This window comes from Actinomycetospora corticicola, assembly GCF_013409505.1.
GTDB classification, from domain to species: Bacteria; Actinomycetota; Actinomycetes; order Mycobacteriales; family Pseudonocardiaceae; genus Actinomycetospora; species Actinomycetospora corticicola.
The window spans coordinates 233,826-249,381 of record NZ_JACCBN010000001.1; the positions used below are offsets into that span (position 1 = coordinate 233,826).

The 15,556-nt window shown below is 72.9% G+C and carries 14 protein-coding genes; 2 read left to right on the plus strand and 12 right to left on the minus strand.

From position 1 onward, the window contains the following. Nucleotides 1-3: 3 nt before the first annotated feature. The 3 genes from BJ983_RS01090 to BJ983_RS01100 form a co-directional block, all read right to left on the minus strand. The gene (locus tag BJ983_RS01090; RefSeq protein WP_179792103.1) at nucleotides 4-837 is read right to left on the minus strand and encodes an EamA family transporter; all 834 of its coding nucleotides are present in this window, start codon (nucleotides 835-837) and stop codon (nucleotides 4-6) included. A 210-nt stretch (nucleotides 838-1,047) separates the two neighbouring features. After that, complete coding sequence (locus tag BJ983_RS01095) at nucleotides 1,048-1,221, minus strand: hypothetical protein (protein ID WP_179792104.1); 174 nt, start codon at nucleotides 1,219-1,221, stop codon at nucleotides 1,048-1,050. Between the two features lie 82 nt (nucleotides 1,222-1,303). After that, nucleotides 1,304-2,101 (minus strand): HemK2/MTQ2 family protein methyltransferase, encoded by a 798-nt coding sequence (locus BJ983_RS01100; RefSeq protein ID WP_179792105.1) that lies wholly within the window; start codon nucleotides 2,099-2,101, stop codon nucleotides 1,304-1,306. Nucleotides 2,102-2,348: 247 nt separating this feature from the next. On the opposite strand from BJ983_RS01100, the gene BJ983_RS01105 reads away from it, so the two are divergent. Next, complete coding sequence (locus BJ983_RS01105) at nucleotides 2,349-3,353, plus strand: iron-containing redox enzyme family protein (RefSeq protein ID WP_179792106.1); 1,005 nt, start codon at nucleotides 2,349-2,351, stop codon at nucleotides 3,351-3,353. Here BJ983_RS01105 and BJ983_RS01110 read toward each other — a convergent pair. The 9 genes from BJ983_RS01110 to BJ983_RS01150 all read right to left on the minus strand — a co-directional run bounded on the left by BJ983_RS01110 (nucleotide 3,299) and on the right by BJ983_RS01150 (nucleotide 14,777). Further along, on the minus strand, nucleotides 3,299-3,562 hold the full coding sequence (locus BJ983_RS01110; RefSeq protein WP_179792107.1) for a CDGSH iron-sulfur domain-containing protein: 264 nt from the start codon (nucleotides 3,560-3,562) through the stop codon (nucleotides 3,299-3,301). The two genes, BJ983_RS01105 and BJ983_RS01110, sit on opposite strands and share 55 nt — an antisense overlap. Nucleotides 3,563-3,641: 79 nt before the next feature. After that, complete coding sequence (locus BJ983_RS01115; protein WP_218890045.1) at nucleotides 3,642-5,426, minus strand: acyclic terpene utilization AtuA family protein; 1,785 nt, start codon at nucleotides 5,424-5,426, stop codon at nucleotides 3,642-3,644. Then, nucleotides 5,426-6,211 (minus strand): TIGR03084 family metal-binding protein, encoded by a 786-nt coding sequence (locus BJ983_RS01120; protein ID WP_179792108.1) that lies wholly within the window; start codon nucleotides 6,209-6,211, stop codon nucleotides 5,426-5,428. Before BJ983_RS01120 ends, BJ983_RS01115 begins: the two co-directional genes overlap by 1 nt. Before the next feature lie 4 nt (nucleotides 6,212-6,215). Further along, nucleotides 6,216-6,962, minus strand: a complete 747-nt coding sequence (locus BJ983_RS01125) for an enoyl-CoA hydratase-related protein (RefSeq protein ID WP_179792109.1) — start codon at nucleotides 6,960-6,962, stop codon at nucleotides 6,216-6,218. Then, entirely contained in the window at nucleotides 6,959-8,455 is a 1,497-nt protein-coding gene (locus BJ983_RS01130) for a class I adenylate-forming enzyme family protein (RefSeq protein ID WP_179792110.1), read from the minus strand. Before BJ983_RS01130 ends, BJ983_RS01125 begins: the two co-directional genes overlap by 4 nt. Continuing rightward, the gene (locus BJ983_RS01135; protein WP_179792111.1) at nucleotides 8,452-10,392 is read right to left on the minus strand and encodes an acetyl/propionyl/methylcrotonyl-CoA carboxylase subunit alpha; all 1,941 of its coding nucleotides are present in this window, start codon (nucleotides 10,390-10,392) and stop codon (nucleotides 8,452-8,454) included. Before BJ983_RS01135 ends, BJ983_RS01130 begins: the two co-directional genes overlap by 4 nt. Before the next feature lie 35 nt (nucleotides 10,393-10,427). Continuing rightward, the gene (locus BJ983_RS01140) at nucleotides 10,428-12,026 is read right to left on the minus strand and encodes a carboxyl transferase domain-containing protein (protein WP_179792112.1); all 1,599 of its coding nucleotides are present in this window, start codon (nucleotides 12,024-12,026) and stop codon (nucleotides 10,428-10,430) included. A 1-nt stretch (nucleotide 12,027) separates the two neighbouring features. Then, on the minus strand, nucleotides 12,028-13,626 hold the full coding sequence (locus BJ983_RS01145; protein WP_179792113.1) for an AMP-binding protein: 1,599 nt from the start codon (nucleotides 13,624-13,626) through the stop codon (nucleotides 12,028-12,030). Then, a complete protein-coding gene (locus BJ983_RS01150) occupies nucleotides 13,626-14,777 on the minus strand; it encodes an acyl-CoA dehydrogenase family protein (protein WP_179792114.1) in 1,152 nt (383 codons plus the stop codon). Before BJ983_RS01150 ends, BJ983_RS01145 begins: the two co-directional genes overlap by 1 nt. A gap of 145 nt (nucleotides 14,778-14,922) precedes the next feature. On the opposite strand from BJ983_RS01150, the gene BJ983_RS01155 reads away from it, so the two are divergent. Further along, a complete protein-coding gene (locus BJ983_RS01155; protein ID WP_179792115.1) occupies nucleotides 14,923-15,537 on the plus strand; it encodes a TetR/AcrR family transcriptional regulator in 615 nt (204 codons plus the stop codon). Nucleotides 15,538-15,556 lie beyond the last annotated feature (19 nt).

Sequence of the window (15,556 nt, forward strand, 5' to 3'; positions counted from 1 at the left end):
GCGCTACAGATCCACCAGGACGATGCCCACCACGACGACGGCCGCGGCCACCGCCCGCCGCCACCCGAAGCGTTCACCGAGGAACAGGGTCCCGATCACGGTACCGATGACGATCGAGGTCTCGCGCAGCGCCGCCACCGCCGCCGTCGCGCCGCTGGTCTGCGCGACCAGCACCAGCCCGTAGGCCGCGAGCGACACGAGCCCGCCGACGAACCCGATCGCCAGCGACGACCACGGCACCCGCAGCAGCCCCCGGCCCCGCCGCACCACGGCGAGCACGGGCATGACCGGTCCCTGCACGAGGAACATCCACGCGGCGTACACGGGGACCGGGGTGGTCGCGACCGCGCCCGCGTCGACGAGCGTGTAGCCGGCGATGAACAGCCCGGTCGCGACGGCGGCGCCGAGCGCGGGCAGCGCCGCCCGCGTGAGCCGTCCGCCGTCGAGCGCGAGGGACACCAGCCCGAGCGAGATCACGGCGACCCCGAGCAGCTCCCACCAGGGGAGACCGCCGCCGAACACGACCTCGTACAGCGCGACGATCCAGGGCGCCGTCCCGCGGGCCACCGGATAGACCAGGCTGAACTCGCCGAGCTGGTAGCTCGCCCACAGCAGCAGCGTGTAGCCGACGTGCAGCGCCGCCGAGAGCAGGACGGCCGGCCACGCGTGGGCCGGCGGCGGTCCGAGCACCAGCGCCGCGCCCCCGCCGACCACGACGTAGGACAGGCCGATCAGCGCGAAGCCGACGAGGCGGTCGGCGACCCCGTGCGCGATGGCGTTCCAGGTCGCGTGCAGGACGGCGGCGAGCAGGGTGAGGGTGATGACGGCGGGGGACACCGGCGGCTCCTGGGGCGTCGGCCCGCACGGGTGCGGGCGCGTCGGGATGGAGCCCTCGGGGTTTCTCTCCCGTCAGGTGTCGGCCGTGGGCCGTGGCGCCGCTCGGTCCAGACCCCGGATCGCCCTGGTTGTGGATCAGGAGGCGGGCGTCGGACGGAACCCTAGGCGCAGGCAGAGGTCACCCTACGCCCGTGCGGCTCCGCGCCGGGGTCAGCGGACCAGGCCGCCGAAGGTCATGTACTTGTGACCGCGGGAGGCCAGGCTCAGCATCACGCCGCCGACCACGGCGAGCACCGCACCGATCGCGGCCTCGTGCAGGACGAACCCCGTGAGGGCACCGGCGAACACGGCGATGATCAGGGTGTCCCGCAGGAAGCGCATCACGGGGCGGACGCTAGCCAGGTCCGGCGCACCGGACCGGCAGGCTCACCCGGACGAGACCCGACCCGGCGTCTCCGACGGCTCCTCAGGCGATCTCGCGACCGGCCGCGGCGGCCAGCGGGCGCCGGGCCCGGATGACGACGAGCTCCTCGGTCCGCTGCCCGGGCTCGATGAGGCCGCGCTGCTCGAGCATCTCGGCGCGGGCGGTGAACACCGGCCCGAACGGGTGCTCGCAGCGCGCGGCGACGTCGGCGTCGAGGCCGTGGCCGGCCAGCCGCTCGAGCGTGGCCTCGACACCGTTGACGGCCGAGTGCACCAGCAGCAGGCAGCCCCCGGGAGCGAGGACACGCGGCGCCTCGTCGATCACCCGGTCGACGACCGTGCGCCCGTCGAGCCCGCCGTCGAAGGCGCGCATCGCGCCGCGGGTCGGGAGCGACGCGTCGGCCGTGGGGACGTAGGGCGGGTTGGAGACGACGAGGTCGTACTGCTTCCCGACGACGGGTGCGACGAGGTCGCCGCGGTGGAGCCGGAGCCGGCGGCCCAGCCGCCACGCGTTGGTCCACGCGCTGAGCAGCGCGCGACGTGAGACGTCGACCGCGGTGACGTCCGTGCCCGGCACACCCGCTGCGACCAGCGACAATGCGCCGGTCCCCGCGCACAGCTCGAGTACGTGGCGGCGGGGGAGCGGGGAGTCGAGCAGTTCGCGCTGCAGCACGTCGGCGAGCAGCCACGTGTCGCGCTGGGCGGGATAGACGCCGGGGCCGCGCAGCACCGGCAGGTGCGCCCGGGAGCCGTCGGCGGCGGGGATCGGGATGACGACGTCGGGGACGACCGGCTCGGGCACGACGGTGGTCGTGCGCGGGGTCGGCAGTGAGATGGACATACGCATGCTCCTCGGCGGGCACGGGGGACTGCGCGGACGCGGGGGCCTGCCGATGTGCGGCGGCCGGGCGTCCCCGAAGAGCAGCTGCGCACTCAACCGCCGGGGACGGAAGTGTGTCCGGGTGTTACCCGCAGATGACGGGAGCTGACCGTCGGATCCGGTGTGATGCACACGCCGCGTGTCCCAGGTGCTCCACCGGGTAGCCGCGCCGTTCGATCGCCCCCGCACCCGACGTCCGAGGAGACCCGTGACCGACGTCCTCACCCAGCCCGCGGCCCGCGCCGACGCCCTGCCGGCCGGCCGCGGCCCCGTCTCGTCCGTCGTCGTCGACGTCCTCGCCGGGCGCCGCCCGGTGACCGACCTGCCGTCGGAACCCGGCCTGGACCCCTACGGCGAGGACCTGCAGCTCGCGCTCTACGTCCTCTACGAGCTGCATTACCACGGCTTCGCCGACGTCGACCCCGAGCTGGAGTGGGATCCCGACCTGCTGCGGCTGCGACGGTCCCTCGAGCAGACGTTCCTGACGGCGCTGCAGGCCGAGGTGCCCGCGGGCGACGACGTCGACGCCGAGGTCGAGGCGCTGCTGGTGGAGCAGGCCGACGGCGACGGTGCGTCCTGGCGGCTCATGCGCGACGGCGAGCTCTGGCAGCTGCGCGAGTACGTCGTGCTCCGGTCGATCTACCACCTCAAGGAGGCCGACCCGCAGGCCTGGGTGATCCCGCGGATCGACGGCCAGGCCAAGGCGTCGCTGGTCACCGTCGAGCACGACGAGTTCGGTGGCGGCCGCGGCGAGCGGGTCCACGCGCAGGTGTTCGCCGACATGATGGCCGAGCTGGACCTCGATCCCCGCTACCACGGTTACCTCGAGGTGGCGCCCGCCGAGGCGCTCGCGCCGGTCAACCTCATGTCGCTGTGCGGGCTGCACCGCCGGTGGCGCGGGGCGTCCGTCGGGCAGTTCGCGCTGATCGAGGTGACGTCGTCCCCCGGGTCGGCGCGCATCGTCAAGGCGATGCAGCGGCTCGGGACCTCCGAGGCGGCGACCGCGTTCTACGTCGAGCACGTCGAGGCCGACGCGGTGCACGAGCAGCTGGTGCGTCGGGGCCTGCTGGCCGACCTCGTGGCGCGGTCCCCGGAGCTCGCCCCTGACGTCGTGTTCGGGATGCGGGCGCTGACCCTCCTCGAGGACCGCCTCGGCGATCACCTCATGCGGTCCTGGGACGCCGGGTCGTCGTCCTTGCGCGCCGCGCTCTGACGGACCTTCTTCCGGTGGCTGGTGTCGCAGAACGGGAAGCGCTTGCTCCGACGGCAGGTGCAGACCGCGACCACCGGCCGCTCGGACCGGACGATCTCGCCGTCGGGGGTCTCGAGTTCCACGGGTCCCTCGACCAGCACCGGTCCGCCGTCGGTGAGGGTCACGCGGGGGACACGGGGGAGGCGCGGCTGCGGTTCGGGGTGCGACATGGCGCGCGGCTACCCGGGCGCTTCCCACCGTCAAGCGTGAGGGGAACCCTCGCGCCACCAGAGCGCTCGAATCCTCCCCTCACGCCTCCAGCAGGGCCTCCGGCACGTCGACCACCCGGCTGCGCAGGTACTCGCCGAGTCCCTTGGCCTGCGGGTCGGGACGGGTCGAGGACGCCACGCCGTCGCCGAGGATGCCGTGCACGACGACGTTGAGGGCGCGCAGGTTCGGCAGCTGGTGGACCTCGATCGCCAGGTCGGCGACCTCCGGCCCGAGCAGCTCCCGCACCCGCTCCGTCGTCAGGAACGAGCGGAGCCAGGCGTGGGCCTCGTCGGTCCGCGCCCACACTCCGATGTTCGCGTCGCCGCCCTTGTCCCCGGACCGGGCGCCGACGACGGTGCCGAACGGGACGCGGCGGGTGGGCCCAGTCGGCGCCGACGACGATGTGGCGTCCCTGTCACTGGGTGCAAGCAATGACGCATTGCTGTCACCGGAGGTGGGCGGGTCCGCCACGACCCGCCGCTCGCCGTCGGGCAGCACCACGGTGTGCGTGACGGCCGAGCGCGGCACCGCGGCCGGCCGGTAGACCCCGAAGGCCGACTCGGCGCTGGGCGGGGTGGTGGTGTGGAAGCCCGCGTAGCCGCCGAGCGCGAGCTCCATGGTGGCGTTGGAGAACGAGCGGCCGACCACCCGCGGGTCGGGGTCCTTCACCGTGACCTTGAGGTGCGCGGTGGCCTCGGCGTTCGACCCGGCGTCGGGGTGGTCGAAGCGCAGCAGCCGGACGTCGACCTCGGCGAACCGGTCGCGCCCCCCGAGCACCTCGAACAGCAGCTGCTCGGCGAACGCCGCCTTCGCCTCGATGTCCAGCCCGGTGAGCACCAGCGTCATCGCGTTCCGGTAGCCGCCCGCGTCGTTCAGCGCGACCTTGAGCGTCGGCGGGGGAGGGGTCCCGCGCACGCCCGAGATCCGCACGCGGTGCTCGCCGTCCTGCGCGAGCGCGATCGTGTCGAAGTGGGTGGTGCAGTCCGGGCCGAGGTAGGCCGGTGCGGCGATCTCGTAGAGCAGCTGCGCGGTGACGGTCCCGACCGACACGAGCCCGCCGGTGCCGGGGTGCTTGGTGATCACCGACGAGCCGTCGGCCTCCACCTCGGCGATCGGGAACCCGGGGTAGCGGCGGTCGGTGACCTCGTCGAGGAACGAGTAGTTGCCACCGGTGGCCTGGGGCCCGCACTCGATCACGTGCCCCGCGACGACCGCGCCGGCCAGCGCGTCGAGGTCCTCCCGCGCCCACCCGTGCCACCAGGCCGCGGGCCCGACGACGAGCGACGCGTCGGTCACCCGGCCCGTCACCACCACGTCGGCCCCTGCCGCCAGGGCCTCCGCGATGCCCCAGCCGCCGAGGTAGGCGTTCGCGGAGACGGGCTTGCCGGTCACCTCCGGCACGATCGCGTCGAGCGATCCGCGCAGGTCGTCGCCCTCGACGTACGCGACCTTCGCGCCGCTGCCGAGCTCCTCGAGGGCCGCCGCGAGTCCGGCGGGGTTGAGCCCGCCGGCGTTGGAGACGACCTTGATCCCGCGCGCGACGCAGTCGGCGAGGACGTCGCGCATCTGCGTCAGGAACGTCTTCGCGTACCCGGCGTCGGGGTCCTTGGCCTGGGCCTTGGCGAGGATCAGCATCGTCAGTTCGGCGAGGTAGTCCCCGCAGAGCACGTCGACGGGGCCGCCGTCGAGCATCTCCCGCGCGGCGTTCAGGCGGTCGCCGTAGAACCCGGAGATGTTGCCGATCCGCACCGGACGGCCACCGTGAGGGGAGGATTCGAGCGCTCTTGTGGCGTCAGGGTTCCCCTCACGCGGGGTGGTGGTCATCAGAGCGGCTTCCTTCCCGTACCGGCCTCGCCCGCGAACGCCTGCCCGATGCGCGCCCACTCGGTGGCGGCCGGACCCTCGACGGTCAGGGCCAGGTCGTCCTGGTGACGTCGTTGGGTGATGAGCAGCGCGAAGTCCTCGGCGGGGCCGGTGATCCGGTCGGGCGCGCCCTCGGGACCCCAGGTCCACGTCGCGCCGTCGGGCGCGGTGAGCTCGACCCGGATCGGGACGTCGGGCATCTCCAGCCCGTGGGCCAGGTAGCTGAACGGCCGGGCGCCGACGCCGATGTGGGCCACGTGCCGGATCCGGTCCGACGGGACGTGCGTCGCGTCGACGGTGTCGTAGACGTCCTGCGCGTGCGCCCAGGTCTCCATGATCCGCGCCGTCAACGACGAGGCGGCGCTCATGGCGGGCCCGAACCACGGCACGCGCGTCTTCGGGTCGAGCTCCCGGAACGCGGCGATGAGGTCGATGCGTGCCTCGTCGAACCAGGCCAGCATGTCGGCGCCGCTCATCGACCGGAACCGCGCCGCGATCGTGTCCGGGCTGACCCCGCCCTCGGCGTCCATCGCGGCCTTCTCTGCGGCGAACGCGTCGGGGTCGGTGGCCGAGCGCAGCGCGACGTCGTCGAAGTAGGCCAGGTGGGAGACCTGGTCGAGGATCGTCCAGCCCTCGGCGGGCGTCTCCTGCCGCCACTGGTCCTCGGTCAACGCCGCCAGCACGGCCCGCAGCTCGGCGGACTCGGCCGCGAGGTCGTCGGCGAGCGCGTCCATGGACACCGGCACGGTGCTACCTCCCCGTCCAGACCGGGGCGCGCTTGTCGCGGAACGCCGCCGGTCCCTCCTGTGCGTCGGACGACCGGTAGACCGGCGCCCAGATCTCCTCGGCCCGCTCGTAGACGTCCGGTCGCGAGAGGTACGCCGTCGCCTTCGCGGCGCGCACCGAGAGCGGCGCGTTCGCGGCGATGCGCGCGGCCAGCTCCTGGGTGTGCGAGCGCAGCTCGGCGGCCGGGACGACGTGGTTCACCAGCCCCACCTCGCGGGCCCGGGTCGCGTCGAGCGGGTCGCCGGTCAGCAGGATCTCCAGCGCCACCCGCGGCGGCACCAGCCACGACAGCGGCGCCGCCCACGGCGAGCCGCGCCCGACCTTCACCTCCGACACCGCGAACCGGGCGTGCTCGGCGGCGACCACGAGGTCGCACTGCTGGGCCAACAGGAACCCGCCGGCGAACGCGACCCCGTTGACGGCGGCGATCGTCGGCTTCGGCACGTCGATGTTGCGCCCGAACTGGGGCAGGAAGTCCGGCGGAGGGATCTCCAGGGATGTCTCCGCCATCTCCTTGAGGTCGCCGCCCGCGCAGAAGGCCTTCTCACCGGCGCCGGTCAACACGAGGACGGCCGCTCCGGAGTCGTCGACGAACCGGCGCGTGCCCTCCCAGAGCCCCTCCCGGACCTCCTTCGACAGCGCGTTCCGCGCCTCCGGCCGGTCGATCGTCAGCCAGGCGACGCCGTCGTCAACCTCGTACCGCACGGTCACGGGAACATCCTCCGCAGGTCGGGCCGGTTGAGCTTGCCGCTGCCGGTGCGGGGCAGCGCGTCGACGATCTCGATCCGCCGCGGACGGTGCATGCCCTGCAGGTCGGGGTGCTCGGCGCACCACCGGTGCAGCTCCTCCACGGTGATCTCCCGGCGGGTGACCACCACGGCCGTCACCTGCTCCACCCACCGCTCGTGCGCGGTGCCGATGACGGCGACCTCCGCGAGGTCGGGGTGGCCCGCGAGGTGCTCCTCGACCATCTGCGGGAACACGTTCTCGCCACCGGAGACGATCATGTCGTCGATCCGGTCGACGTAGTAGAGGTAGCCGTCGGCGTCGCGGGACATGAGGTCGCCCGTGCGGAACCAGCCGTCCACGAACTTCTCCGAGTCGGTCACGCCCCAGTAGCCCGGCGTCACCGCGTCGCCCCGCACCCACAGCTCGCCGACGCCGGAGGCGCCCGGCTCCAGGTCCGGCGAGCCGTCGACCGGCACCAGCCGCGTCCGCACGATCTGGTCCAGGGCACGACCCATGGAGTCCGGACGACGGGTCTCGCCCGCGCGGTAGGTCACGACCAGCCCGCTCTGCTCGGTCTGCCCGTAGATCTCCGTGCCGAGGATGCCGGTGCCCTTCTGCAGGCGCTCGATCGCCGCCGTCGGGGTCCGCGACCCGCCGAACATGCAGACCCGGAACGAGTCCAGCACCACGGGCTGATCCACCGTCCGGTTCCCGACGTCGATCATCATCGTCGAGATCAGCCCGCCGTAGGTCGGACGCAGCTGTTCGACCAGCTCCAGCCAGCGCACCACGTCCCAGCGCGGCATGAACGTTATCTGCCCGCCTCGCAGCAGCATCGGCAGGCTCGCGAGCTGCAGCCCGCCGACGTGGAACATCGGCATGCAGTTGAGGACGTGGTCGTCCCCGGACAGCTCGTAGACCTCGATCGCGCCGTCGACCTGCGCGGCGATGTTCCGGTGCGTCTGCCGGACGCCCTTCGGCACCCCCGTCGACCCCGAGGTGTACATCAGCAGCGCGTCGTCCCCGTCGAGCCGCGGCACCACGCCCTCGAGCGGCTCCGCCCCGGCGACCGCCGTCGCGAACGAGCCCTCCGCACCCGTCGTCAGGAACACGGGCGTCTCGGCCCCGAGCACCCGCTCGACGCGCTCGACGTCCTGCGCGGGCAGGACGACCAGCCGCGCGCCGGAGTCGAGGAGCGCGTGGCGCAGCGGGGCGTCCGGGAACATGTAGTTCAGCGGGACGCCGACCGCGCCCGCCTGCCATGCTCCGACGATCGCGACGAGGTACTCCAGGCAGTTCGGCGCGAGCACGGCGACGCGGTCGCCCTCGTTCACGCCGGTCGCGCGGAGGTAGCCGGCGAACCGGGCTACCTGGTCCGCGAACTCCGCGTACGGGATCTCGGTGGCGTCGAGGCGCAGCGCGACCTGCTCGGCGTGGTCCGCCGCGGCGCGGCGCAGCAGGGTTGCGAGGTTCATTCGACCACCGCCAGCACCTGGCGCGTCTCGACCTGGTCGCCCGCGCCGACGTGCAGTTCCGTGACGACGCCGTCGACCGGCGCCGCGACCGTGTGCTCCATCTTCATGGCCTCCAGGACGACGAGGGCGGCTCCCGCGGTGACCTCCTGCCCGCTCGCCGCGAGCACCCGCACCACCGTGCCGGGCATCGGGGCGAGCAGGGACCCGGCGTGGGCGACGGCGTTCGGATCGGCGAACCGCGGCACGTCGTCGAACGCGCTCGACCCGTCCGGGCCGTCGACGAACGTCCGTCCGGCGGCCCGGTGGATCCGGTAGGTCCGGCGCACGCCGTCCTGCGTCAGCACCACCTCCGCCGGGGACGCCGACACCAGCCCGAGGTCGAGCCGTTCCCCGTCGACCGCGACCTCCAGGCCGGACCGACGGAAGGAGTAGGCCACGTCGAGAGTGCGGTCGTCTGACATGTAGCCGACCGTCTGCGGCGGTCCACCGACGTTCCGCCATCCCGACGGCAGGTCGCGCAGCACCACCGCGTCCGCGCGGTGCTGCGCCTGCGCCGCGAGCGCCGCGGCGACCGCCCGGACCCGCTCCCCGGCAGGCGCACCCGGCGTCAGGAGCTCGGGGTGGCGCGGGAGGTAGCCGGTGTCGGTGCCCCCGGCGAGGAACTCGTCGTCGCGCAGGATGCCGACGAGCAGGTCGCGGTTGGTGGTCACCCCGTGGATGCCGGCCTGCGCGAGCGCGCGGGCCAGCGTGCGAGCGGCCTCGGTGCGGGTGGGGCCGTGGGCGATGACCTTGGCGAGCATCGGGTCGTAGTGCGGGCTGACGACCGACCCGTCGGTCACCCCGGCGTCGACTCGCACGCCCGGCAGGGCGGGGATCGCGAAGCGGTGCAGCGTGCCCGTCGCGGGCAGGTAGCCCGCGGGGACGTCCTCGGCGTAGAGCCGCACCTCGATGGCGTGCCCGTCGATGCGCGCGCCCGTGACCTCCGGCGGCAGCGGGTGCCCCTCGGCGACCCGCAGCTGCAGCGCCACCAGGTCCAGGCCCGTGACCAGCTCCGTCACCGGGTGCTCGACCTGCAGCCGGGTGTTGACCTCGAGGAAGAAGAAGCTGCCGTCGCGGTCCAGGACGAACTCGACGGTGCCCGCGCCGGTGTAGCCGATGGCCTTGCCGGCGGCGACCGCGGCCGCGCCGAGCTGGGCGCGCAACGTGGCGTCGACCGCGGGGGAGGGGCTCTCCTCCACGATCTTCTGGTAGCGCCGCTGGATGGAGCACTCGCGCTCGAAGAGGTGCACGACCTCGCCGTGGGCGTCGCCGACGATCTGCACCTCGACGTGGCGCGGGTCCTCGACGTAGCGCTCGAGGAACACCGTGCCGTCGCCGAACGCGGACGCGGCCTCCCGGCGGGCGCCGTCGACGGCGTCGGCCAGGTCGGACTGCCGCCGGACGATCCGCATGCCGCGCCCGCCACCGCCGAACGCGGCCTTGACCAGCACCGGGAAGTCCAGGTCGGTCGGCAGCTCGGCGCCTTCTTCCAGGAACGCGCCCGGCAGCACCGGCACGCCCGCCGCGTCCATCATCGCCTTCGCCTCGAGCTTCGAGCCCATCGACGCGATGGCGTCGGGGGAGGGGCCGACGAAGGTCAGGCCGGCCGCCGCGCAGTCGCGGGCGAACCCGGCGTTCTCGGAGAGGAAGCCGTAGCCGGGGTGCACCGCGTCGGCGCCGGTGGCCCGGGCGGCGGCGATGACGAGGTCGGACCGCAGGTACGTGTCGGTCGGCGAGGCGCCCGGCAGCCGGACCGCCTCGTCGGCGAGGGCGACGAACGGGGCGTCGGCGTCCGGGTCGGAGTACACGGCGACGGTGTCGATCCCGAGCGCCTGCGCGGTGCGCATGACGCGGGCGGCGATCTCGCCGCGGTTCGCCACGAGCAGCTTCGTGATCATGTGGGGCGAGCGGAGCGACGCGGAAGACACAAGCCTCACATCCGGAACGTGCCGTAGCCGCGACGGCCCTGCACGGGGTTGGAGTGGACGGCCGAGAGCGACAGGCCGAGCACGGTGCGGGTGTCGCGGGGGTCGACGATGCCGTCGTCGTAGAGCTTCCCGGAGATGAAGAAGCTGTGGGACTCGGCCTCGATCTGCGCCTCGATCGCCCGCGTGCGGGCGGCGTCGCCCTCCTCGTCGAAGGGCTTGCCCTGGCTCTGTGCCGACGCGCGACCGACGATCGACATGACGCCCGCGAGCTGCGCGGCCCCCATGACGGCGAGCTTCGCGCCCGGCCAGGCGAACATCAGGCGGGGGTCGTAGGCCCGGCCCGACATCCCGTAGTTCCCGGCCCCGAACGACGACGCCATGTTGATCGTCAGATGGGGCACCTGGCTGTTCGTCACCGCGTTGATCATCTTGGCGCCGTCCTTGATGATCCCGCCCTGCTCGTAGTCGGTGCCGACCATGTAGCCCGTGGTGTTCTGCAGGAAGATCAACGGGGTGTCGGTCTGGTTGGCCAGCAGGATGAACTCGCTGGCCTTCTTCGCCTCCTCGGAGAACAGCACACCGCGGTGGTTCGCGAGGACTCCGACCGGATAGCCGTGGATGCTCGCCCACCCCGTCACCAGCGAGGTGCCGTAGAGCGGCTTGTACTCGTCGAACTCCGAGCCGTCGACGGTGCGCGCGAGCACCTCGCGCGGGTCGAACGGCACCTTCGGGTCGGGCGGCAGGAGCCCGAGGATCTCCTCCGGGTCGTACCGGGGCGGCTCGACGAGGGCGGCCGGTGCGGGTCCGAGCTTGCGCCAGTGGAACCGCGACACGATCTCGCGGCCCAGCCGGATCGCGTCCCGCTCGTCGGTGGCGAAGTAGTCCGACAGGCCCGAGACCCGCGAGTGCATCTCCGCGCCGCCGAGCGCCTCGTCGTCCGCGGTTTCCCCGGTCGCCATCTTGACCAGCGGCGGGCCGCCGAGGAACACCTTGGCGGCCTTGTCGACCAGCACGGCGTAGTCACACATGCCGGGCACGTACGCGCCGCCGGCGGTGGAGTTGCCGAACACCAGCGCGACCGTCGGGATCGCCATCGACGACAGCTCGGTCAGCTCGTGGAAGATGCGCCCCGCCGGGACGAACAGCTCCGCCTGCGTCGGCAGGTCGGCCCCGCCGGACTCCACGAGGTTGATCACCGGGAGCCGGTTCAGCCGCGCGATCTCCAGCGCCCGCAGCGTCTTGCGCAGCGAGTACGGGTTCATCGCGCCACCACGGACCGTCGGGTCGTGCCCGATGACCACGCACTCGACCCCGGAGACCACCCCGATCCCGGTGAGGATCGACGCGCCCACGGTGAAGTCGGTGCCCCACGCCGCGAGCGGCGAGAGCTCGAGGAACGGCGAGTCGGGGTCCAGGAGCAGCGCGAGCCGCTCCCGGACCGGCAGCTTCCCGCGGTCGCGGTGCCGCTGGGTGTAGCGCTCGCCGCCGCCCGCGACGGCGAGCTCGAGCTGCTCGTCGAGCTGGGCGATCACCTCGAGCTGCTGCTGGCGGTTCGTCGCGAAGGTCTCCGACGACGGGTCGAGCAGGCTGGTCAGGACCGCCACCTCAGCGCCCTCCGTAGTGCATCGCGTGGGTCTCCCGGACGACGTTCTTCTGGATCTTGCCGGTCGAGGTGCGGGGCAGTTCCTGCTCGACGATCACGGCCTTCGGCACCTTGTAGCCGTCGAGCCGCTCCTTGAGCGACGCGGTCAGTTTCTCGGCGTCGATCGTGGTCCCCGGCTTCGGCACGACGACGGCGGTGATGGCCTCGCTCCACCGCGCGTGCGGCAGCCCGACGACCACGACCTCGGCGACGTCGGGCTCAGCGTCGTAGACCGCCCGCTCCACCTCGATCGACGCGACGTTCTCGCCACCGGTCTTGATGACGTCCTTCGTGCGGTCGGCGAACCACAGCACGCCGTCGTCGCCGAAGCGCCCGACGTCGCCGGAGTGGAACCAGCCGTGGGCGAACGCGGTGGCGGTCGCGGCCTCGTCGTGTAGGTAGCCCTGCATCGTCGACGGGCCGCGGTAGACGATCTCGCCCTGCTCGCCCGGCGGCAGCAGCCCGCCGTCGGGACCCATGATCCCGACCTGCACGCCCGTCAGCGGCGTCCCCACCGACCCGACGTGCGTGAGCTGGTGCTCCGGGCGGAACAGCGTGGTGATCGGCGACATCTCGGTCTGGCCGAACAGCAGCGCGAAGTCGCAGCGGAACCCGTCGAGGCAGGCCTTGATCTGCGCCTCCGGCATCGGGGCCATGGCATAGACCGCACGCTTCAACGAGCTCAGGTCGCGGTCGGCGAAGCTCGCGTGGTCCAGCGCCGCCCGGTACATCATCGGCAGCCCGAAGACCTGCGTGATGCCCTCGGCCTCGATGGTCTCGAGGAAGCGCGCCGGGTCAAAGCCCCGATGCACGTGGATCGTCGCGCCGACCACCACCGCCGGCGTGCAGAACGCGTTGAGCTGCGCCGTGTGGAACATCGGCATCATCGCGAGGAACCGGTCGCCCGCGGTCCAGCCGGAGTCCAGCGCCGCGGACATCGACTCGAGGTGGATCCCGAGGTGCGTGCCCACCACGCCCTTCGGGAACGACGTGGTGCCCGAGGTGTAGAGGTAGCTCAGCGCCGCGCGGTCGTCGATCGCGACCTCGACGGGGGACTCGTCGCCGGACGCCAGGTCCGAGAGGGTCAGCCCCGCGACGTCGGTGACCTCGGAGGTCAGCAGACTCGGGTCGTCGCGCGCGGTCCCGACCGCGAGGACGACGTCGGTCACCGCCGGCACCTGTGCGACCGCCTCCGCGATCGTCACGGCGAGTTGGGTCTCCACGACGATGCCTCGGGCCTGCGAGTGCCCGAGGACGTAGGCGACCTCGTCGGGGCGCCAGCCGAGGTTGATCGGCACACACACGACGCCGCTCTTGGCGCAGGCGTAGTAGACGGCCAGGAACTCGGCGCTGTTGCCCGCGGCCAGGGCGAGGGCGTCGCCGACGCCGTACCCGCGGGCGACGAGCCCGTGGGCCAGCCGGTTCACCCACGCGTCGAACTCCGCGTAGGTCCATCGTCGAGCCCCGTCCACGACGGCGAGCTGGGTCGGCCGGGCGAACGCGCTGCGGGTGAGCGCGTCGCCGACGTTGACACGCTGGACGAGGTTGCGCTCGAGATCCATCAGTACGACCTCGGCAGACCGAGGCTGTGCTGCGCGACGAAGTTCAGCACCATCTCGCGGTTGACCGGCGCGATCCGCAGCAGACGGGCGAGGCCCCAGTAGGGGAGCAGGCCGAACTCCTGGGAGACCCCGTTGCCGCCGTGGGTCTGCATCGCGGCGTCGCACGCGGCGATCGCGGCCTCGGCGGCGGCGTACTTCGCCATGTTCGACGCCTCGCCGGCAGGCAGTCCCTGGTCGTGCAGCCAGGCGGCCTTCTGCGTCATGAGCGCGGCCAGCTCGGTCTCGATCTTGGCCTTCGCCAGCGGGTGGGCGACGCCCTGGTGGGCGCCGATCGGGCGGTCCCACACCTGGCGGTCGTTGGCGTACCGGGCCGCCTTCGCCAGCGCGTACCGGGCGATGCCGACGCACAGCGCCGCCCCCGTGATGCGCTCCGGGTTCAGGCCGTGGAACACCTGCTTGAAGCCCTGGTTCTCGTCGCCGACCAGCGCCGACGCGGGCACCCGCACGTCGTCGAACCGGAGCGTGAACTGCTTCTCCGGCAGCAGCACGTCCACCGGCAGCGGCACCTTCTGCAGCCCGGGCGCGTCGGTGGGCACCAGGAAGAGGGAGAGCTGGGCCTTGCCCTTCGCGTCCTTGCCGGTCCGCGCGACGAGCAGCAGCGCCTCGGCGTCGTCGACCCCGGAGATGTAGTACTTCTCGCCGCTGATCACCCACTCGTCGCCCTCACGTCGGGCGTGCGTGGCGAGCTGGTGGGTGTTGGAGCCGGCGCCCGGCTCGGTGATCGCGAAGACCACCTTCTCCCGGCCCGACGCGAGGCCCGGCAGCCACTCCTTGCGCTGCTCCTCGGTGCCGTACTCGGCGATCACGGCCGCCGAGATGGCGTGCGTGACCAGCAGCAGGAGCATCGGCGCGCCCGCCGCCGCGGTCTCCTCGCACACCAGCGACAGCTCGACCAGCCCGCCGCCCCCGCCGCCGTACTCCTCGGGCACCGAGACGCCGACGTACCCGGCGTCGCCGAGCGCGTGCCAGAGCTCGATGCACTCGGCGCCCCGCCGCGCGTGGTCGACGTAGTAGTCGCCCCCGAACGGCGCGGACGCCTTCGCGACCGCGGCCCGGAGGTCGCGGTGCTCGTCGGTCTCCACGAAGTCCACGGCGACTCCCTCACTGCTTTGTGACTGGCCGTTCACTCGCGCCGTACCGTAGCGTCCCGGACGGCGGGCCGGAAGGTGCCTGCGGCAGGTGAGCAGAAAGGGTCGTCATGGCGACCTTTTCTGCTCACGAGCACCGGAGGTGCACATGGAGCTGGTCGATACGGCCGAGGCGGTCGACGGCACCCGCACCCGCCGTCGTCGGGACCCCGCCCGCAAGGACCGCATCCTCGCCGCCGCCGCCGAGCTGGTGGCGAAGCACGGCTACCACGCCGTGGGCATGGCCGACATCGGCGCGGCCGCCGGCATCGTCGGCTCCGGGATCTACCGGCACTTCGGGTCCAAGTCGGCGCTGCTGTCCGCGCTGCTCGAGCAGCTCATGGACGAGATGCAGCGGACGGCGGCGGCCGTGGTTGCCGAGGCCGCGGACGACCGGGACGCCCTCGAGCGGCTGGTCGACAACCACGTGCGGTTCGCGATCGAGGACCGCCGGCTGCTGCAGGTGTACTACCGCGAGGCCCACCACCTCCCCGAGGAGGACCTCCGACGGCTGCGCCGCGCCCAGCGGCACTACGTCGAGGAGTGGGTGATCGTGCTGACCCCGCTGCGCCGGGAGCTCTCGGACGCGGAACTGCGCGTGGTGGTGCACGCGGCCCTCGGCACGACCCAGGCGGTGCTCTTCCACCACAGCGGCCTGCCGGTCGAACGGCTCGCCGCGATGCTGGGTGCGATGGCACGCAGCGTGCTGGGTCTCGACAAGTGAACCGCTGATAACTCGGGGC

Bases quoted from the DNA above. Each gene is read 5' to 3' on its own strand.
- BJ983_RS01100 (WP_179792105.1), bottom strand. From the start codon at position 2,101: ATGTCCATCTCACTGCCGACCCCGCGCACGACCACCGTCGTGCCCGAG.
- BJ983_RS01110 (WP_179792107.1), bottom strand. From the start codon at position 3,562: ATGTCGCACCCCGAACCGCAGCCGCGCCTCCCCCGTGTCCCCCGCGTG.
- BJ983_RS01115 (WP_218890045.1), bottom strand. From the start codon at position 5,426: ATGACCACCACCCCGCGTGAGGGGAACCCTGACGCCACAAGAGCGCTC.
- BJ983_RS01130 (WP_179792110.1), bottom strand. From the start codon at position 8,455: ATGAACCTCGCAACCCTGCTGCGCCGCGCCGCGGCGGACCACGCCGAG.
- BJ983_RS01135 (WP_179792111.1), bottom strand. From the start codon at position 10,392: ATGATCACGAAGCTGCTCGTGGCGAACCGCGGCGAGATCGCCGCCCGC.
- BJ983_RS01145 (WP_179792113.1), bottom strand. From the start codon at position 13,626: ATGGATCTCGAGCGCAACCTCGTCCAGCGTGTCAACGTCGGCGACGCG.
- BJ983_RS01155 (WP_179792115.1), top strand. From the start codon at position 14,923: ATGGAGCTGGTCGATACGGCCGAGGCGGTCGACGGCACCCGCACCCGC.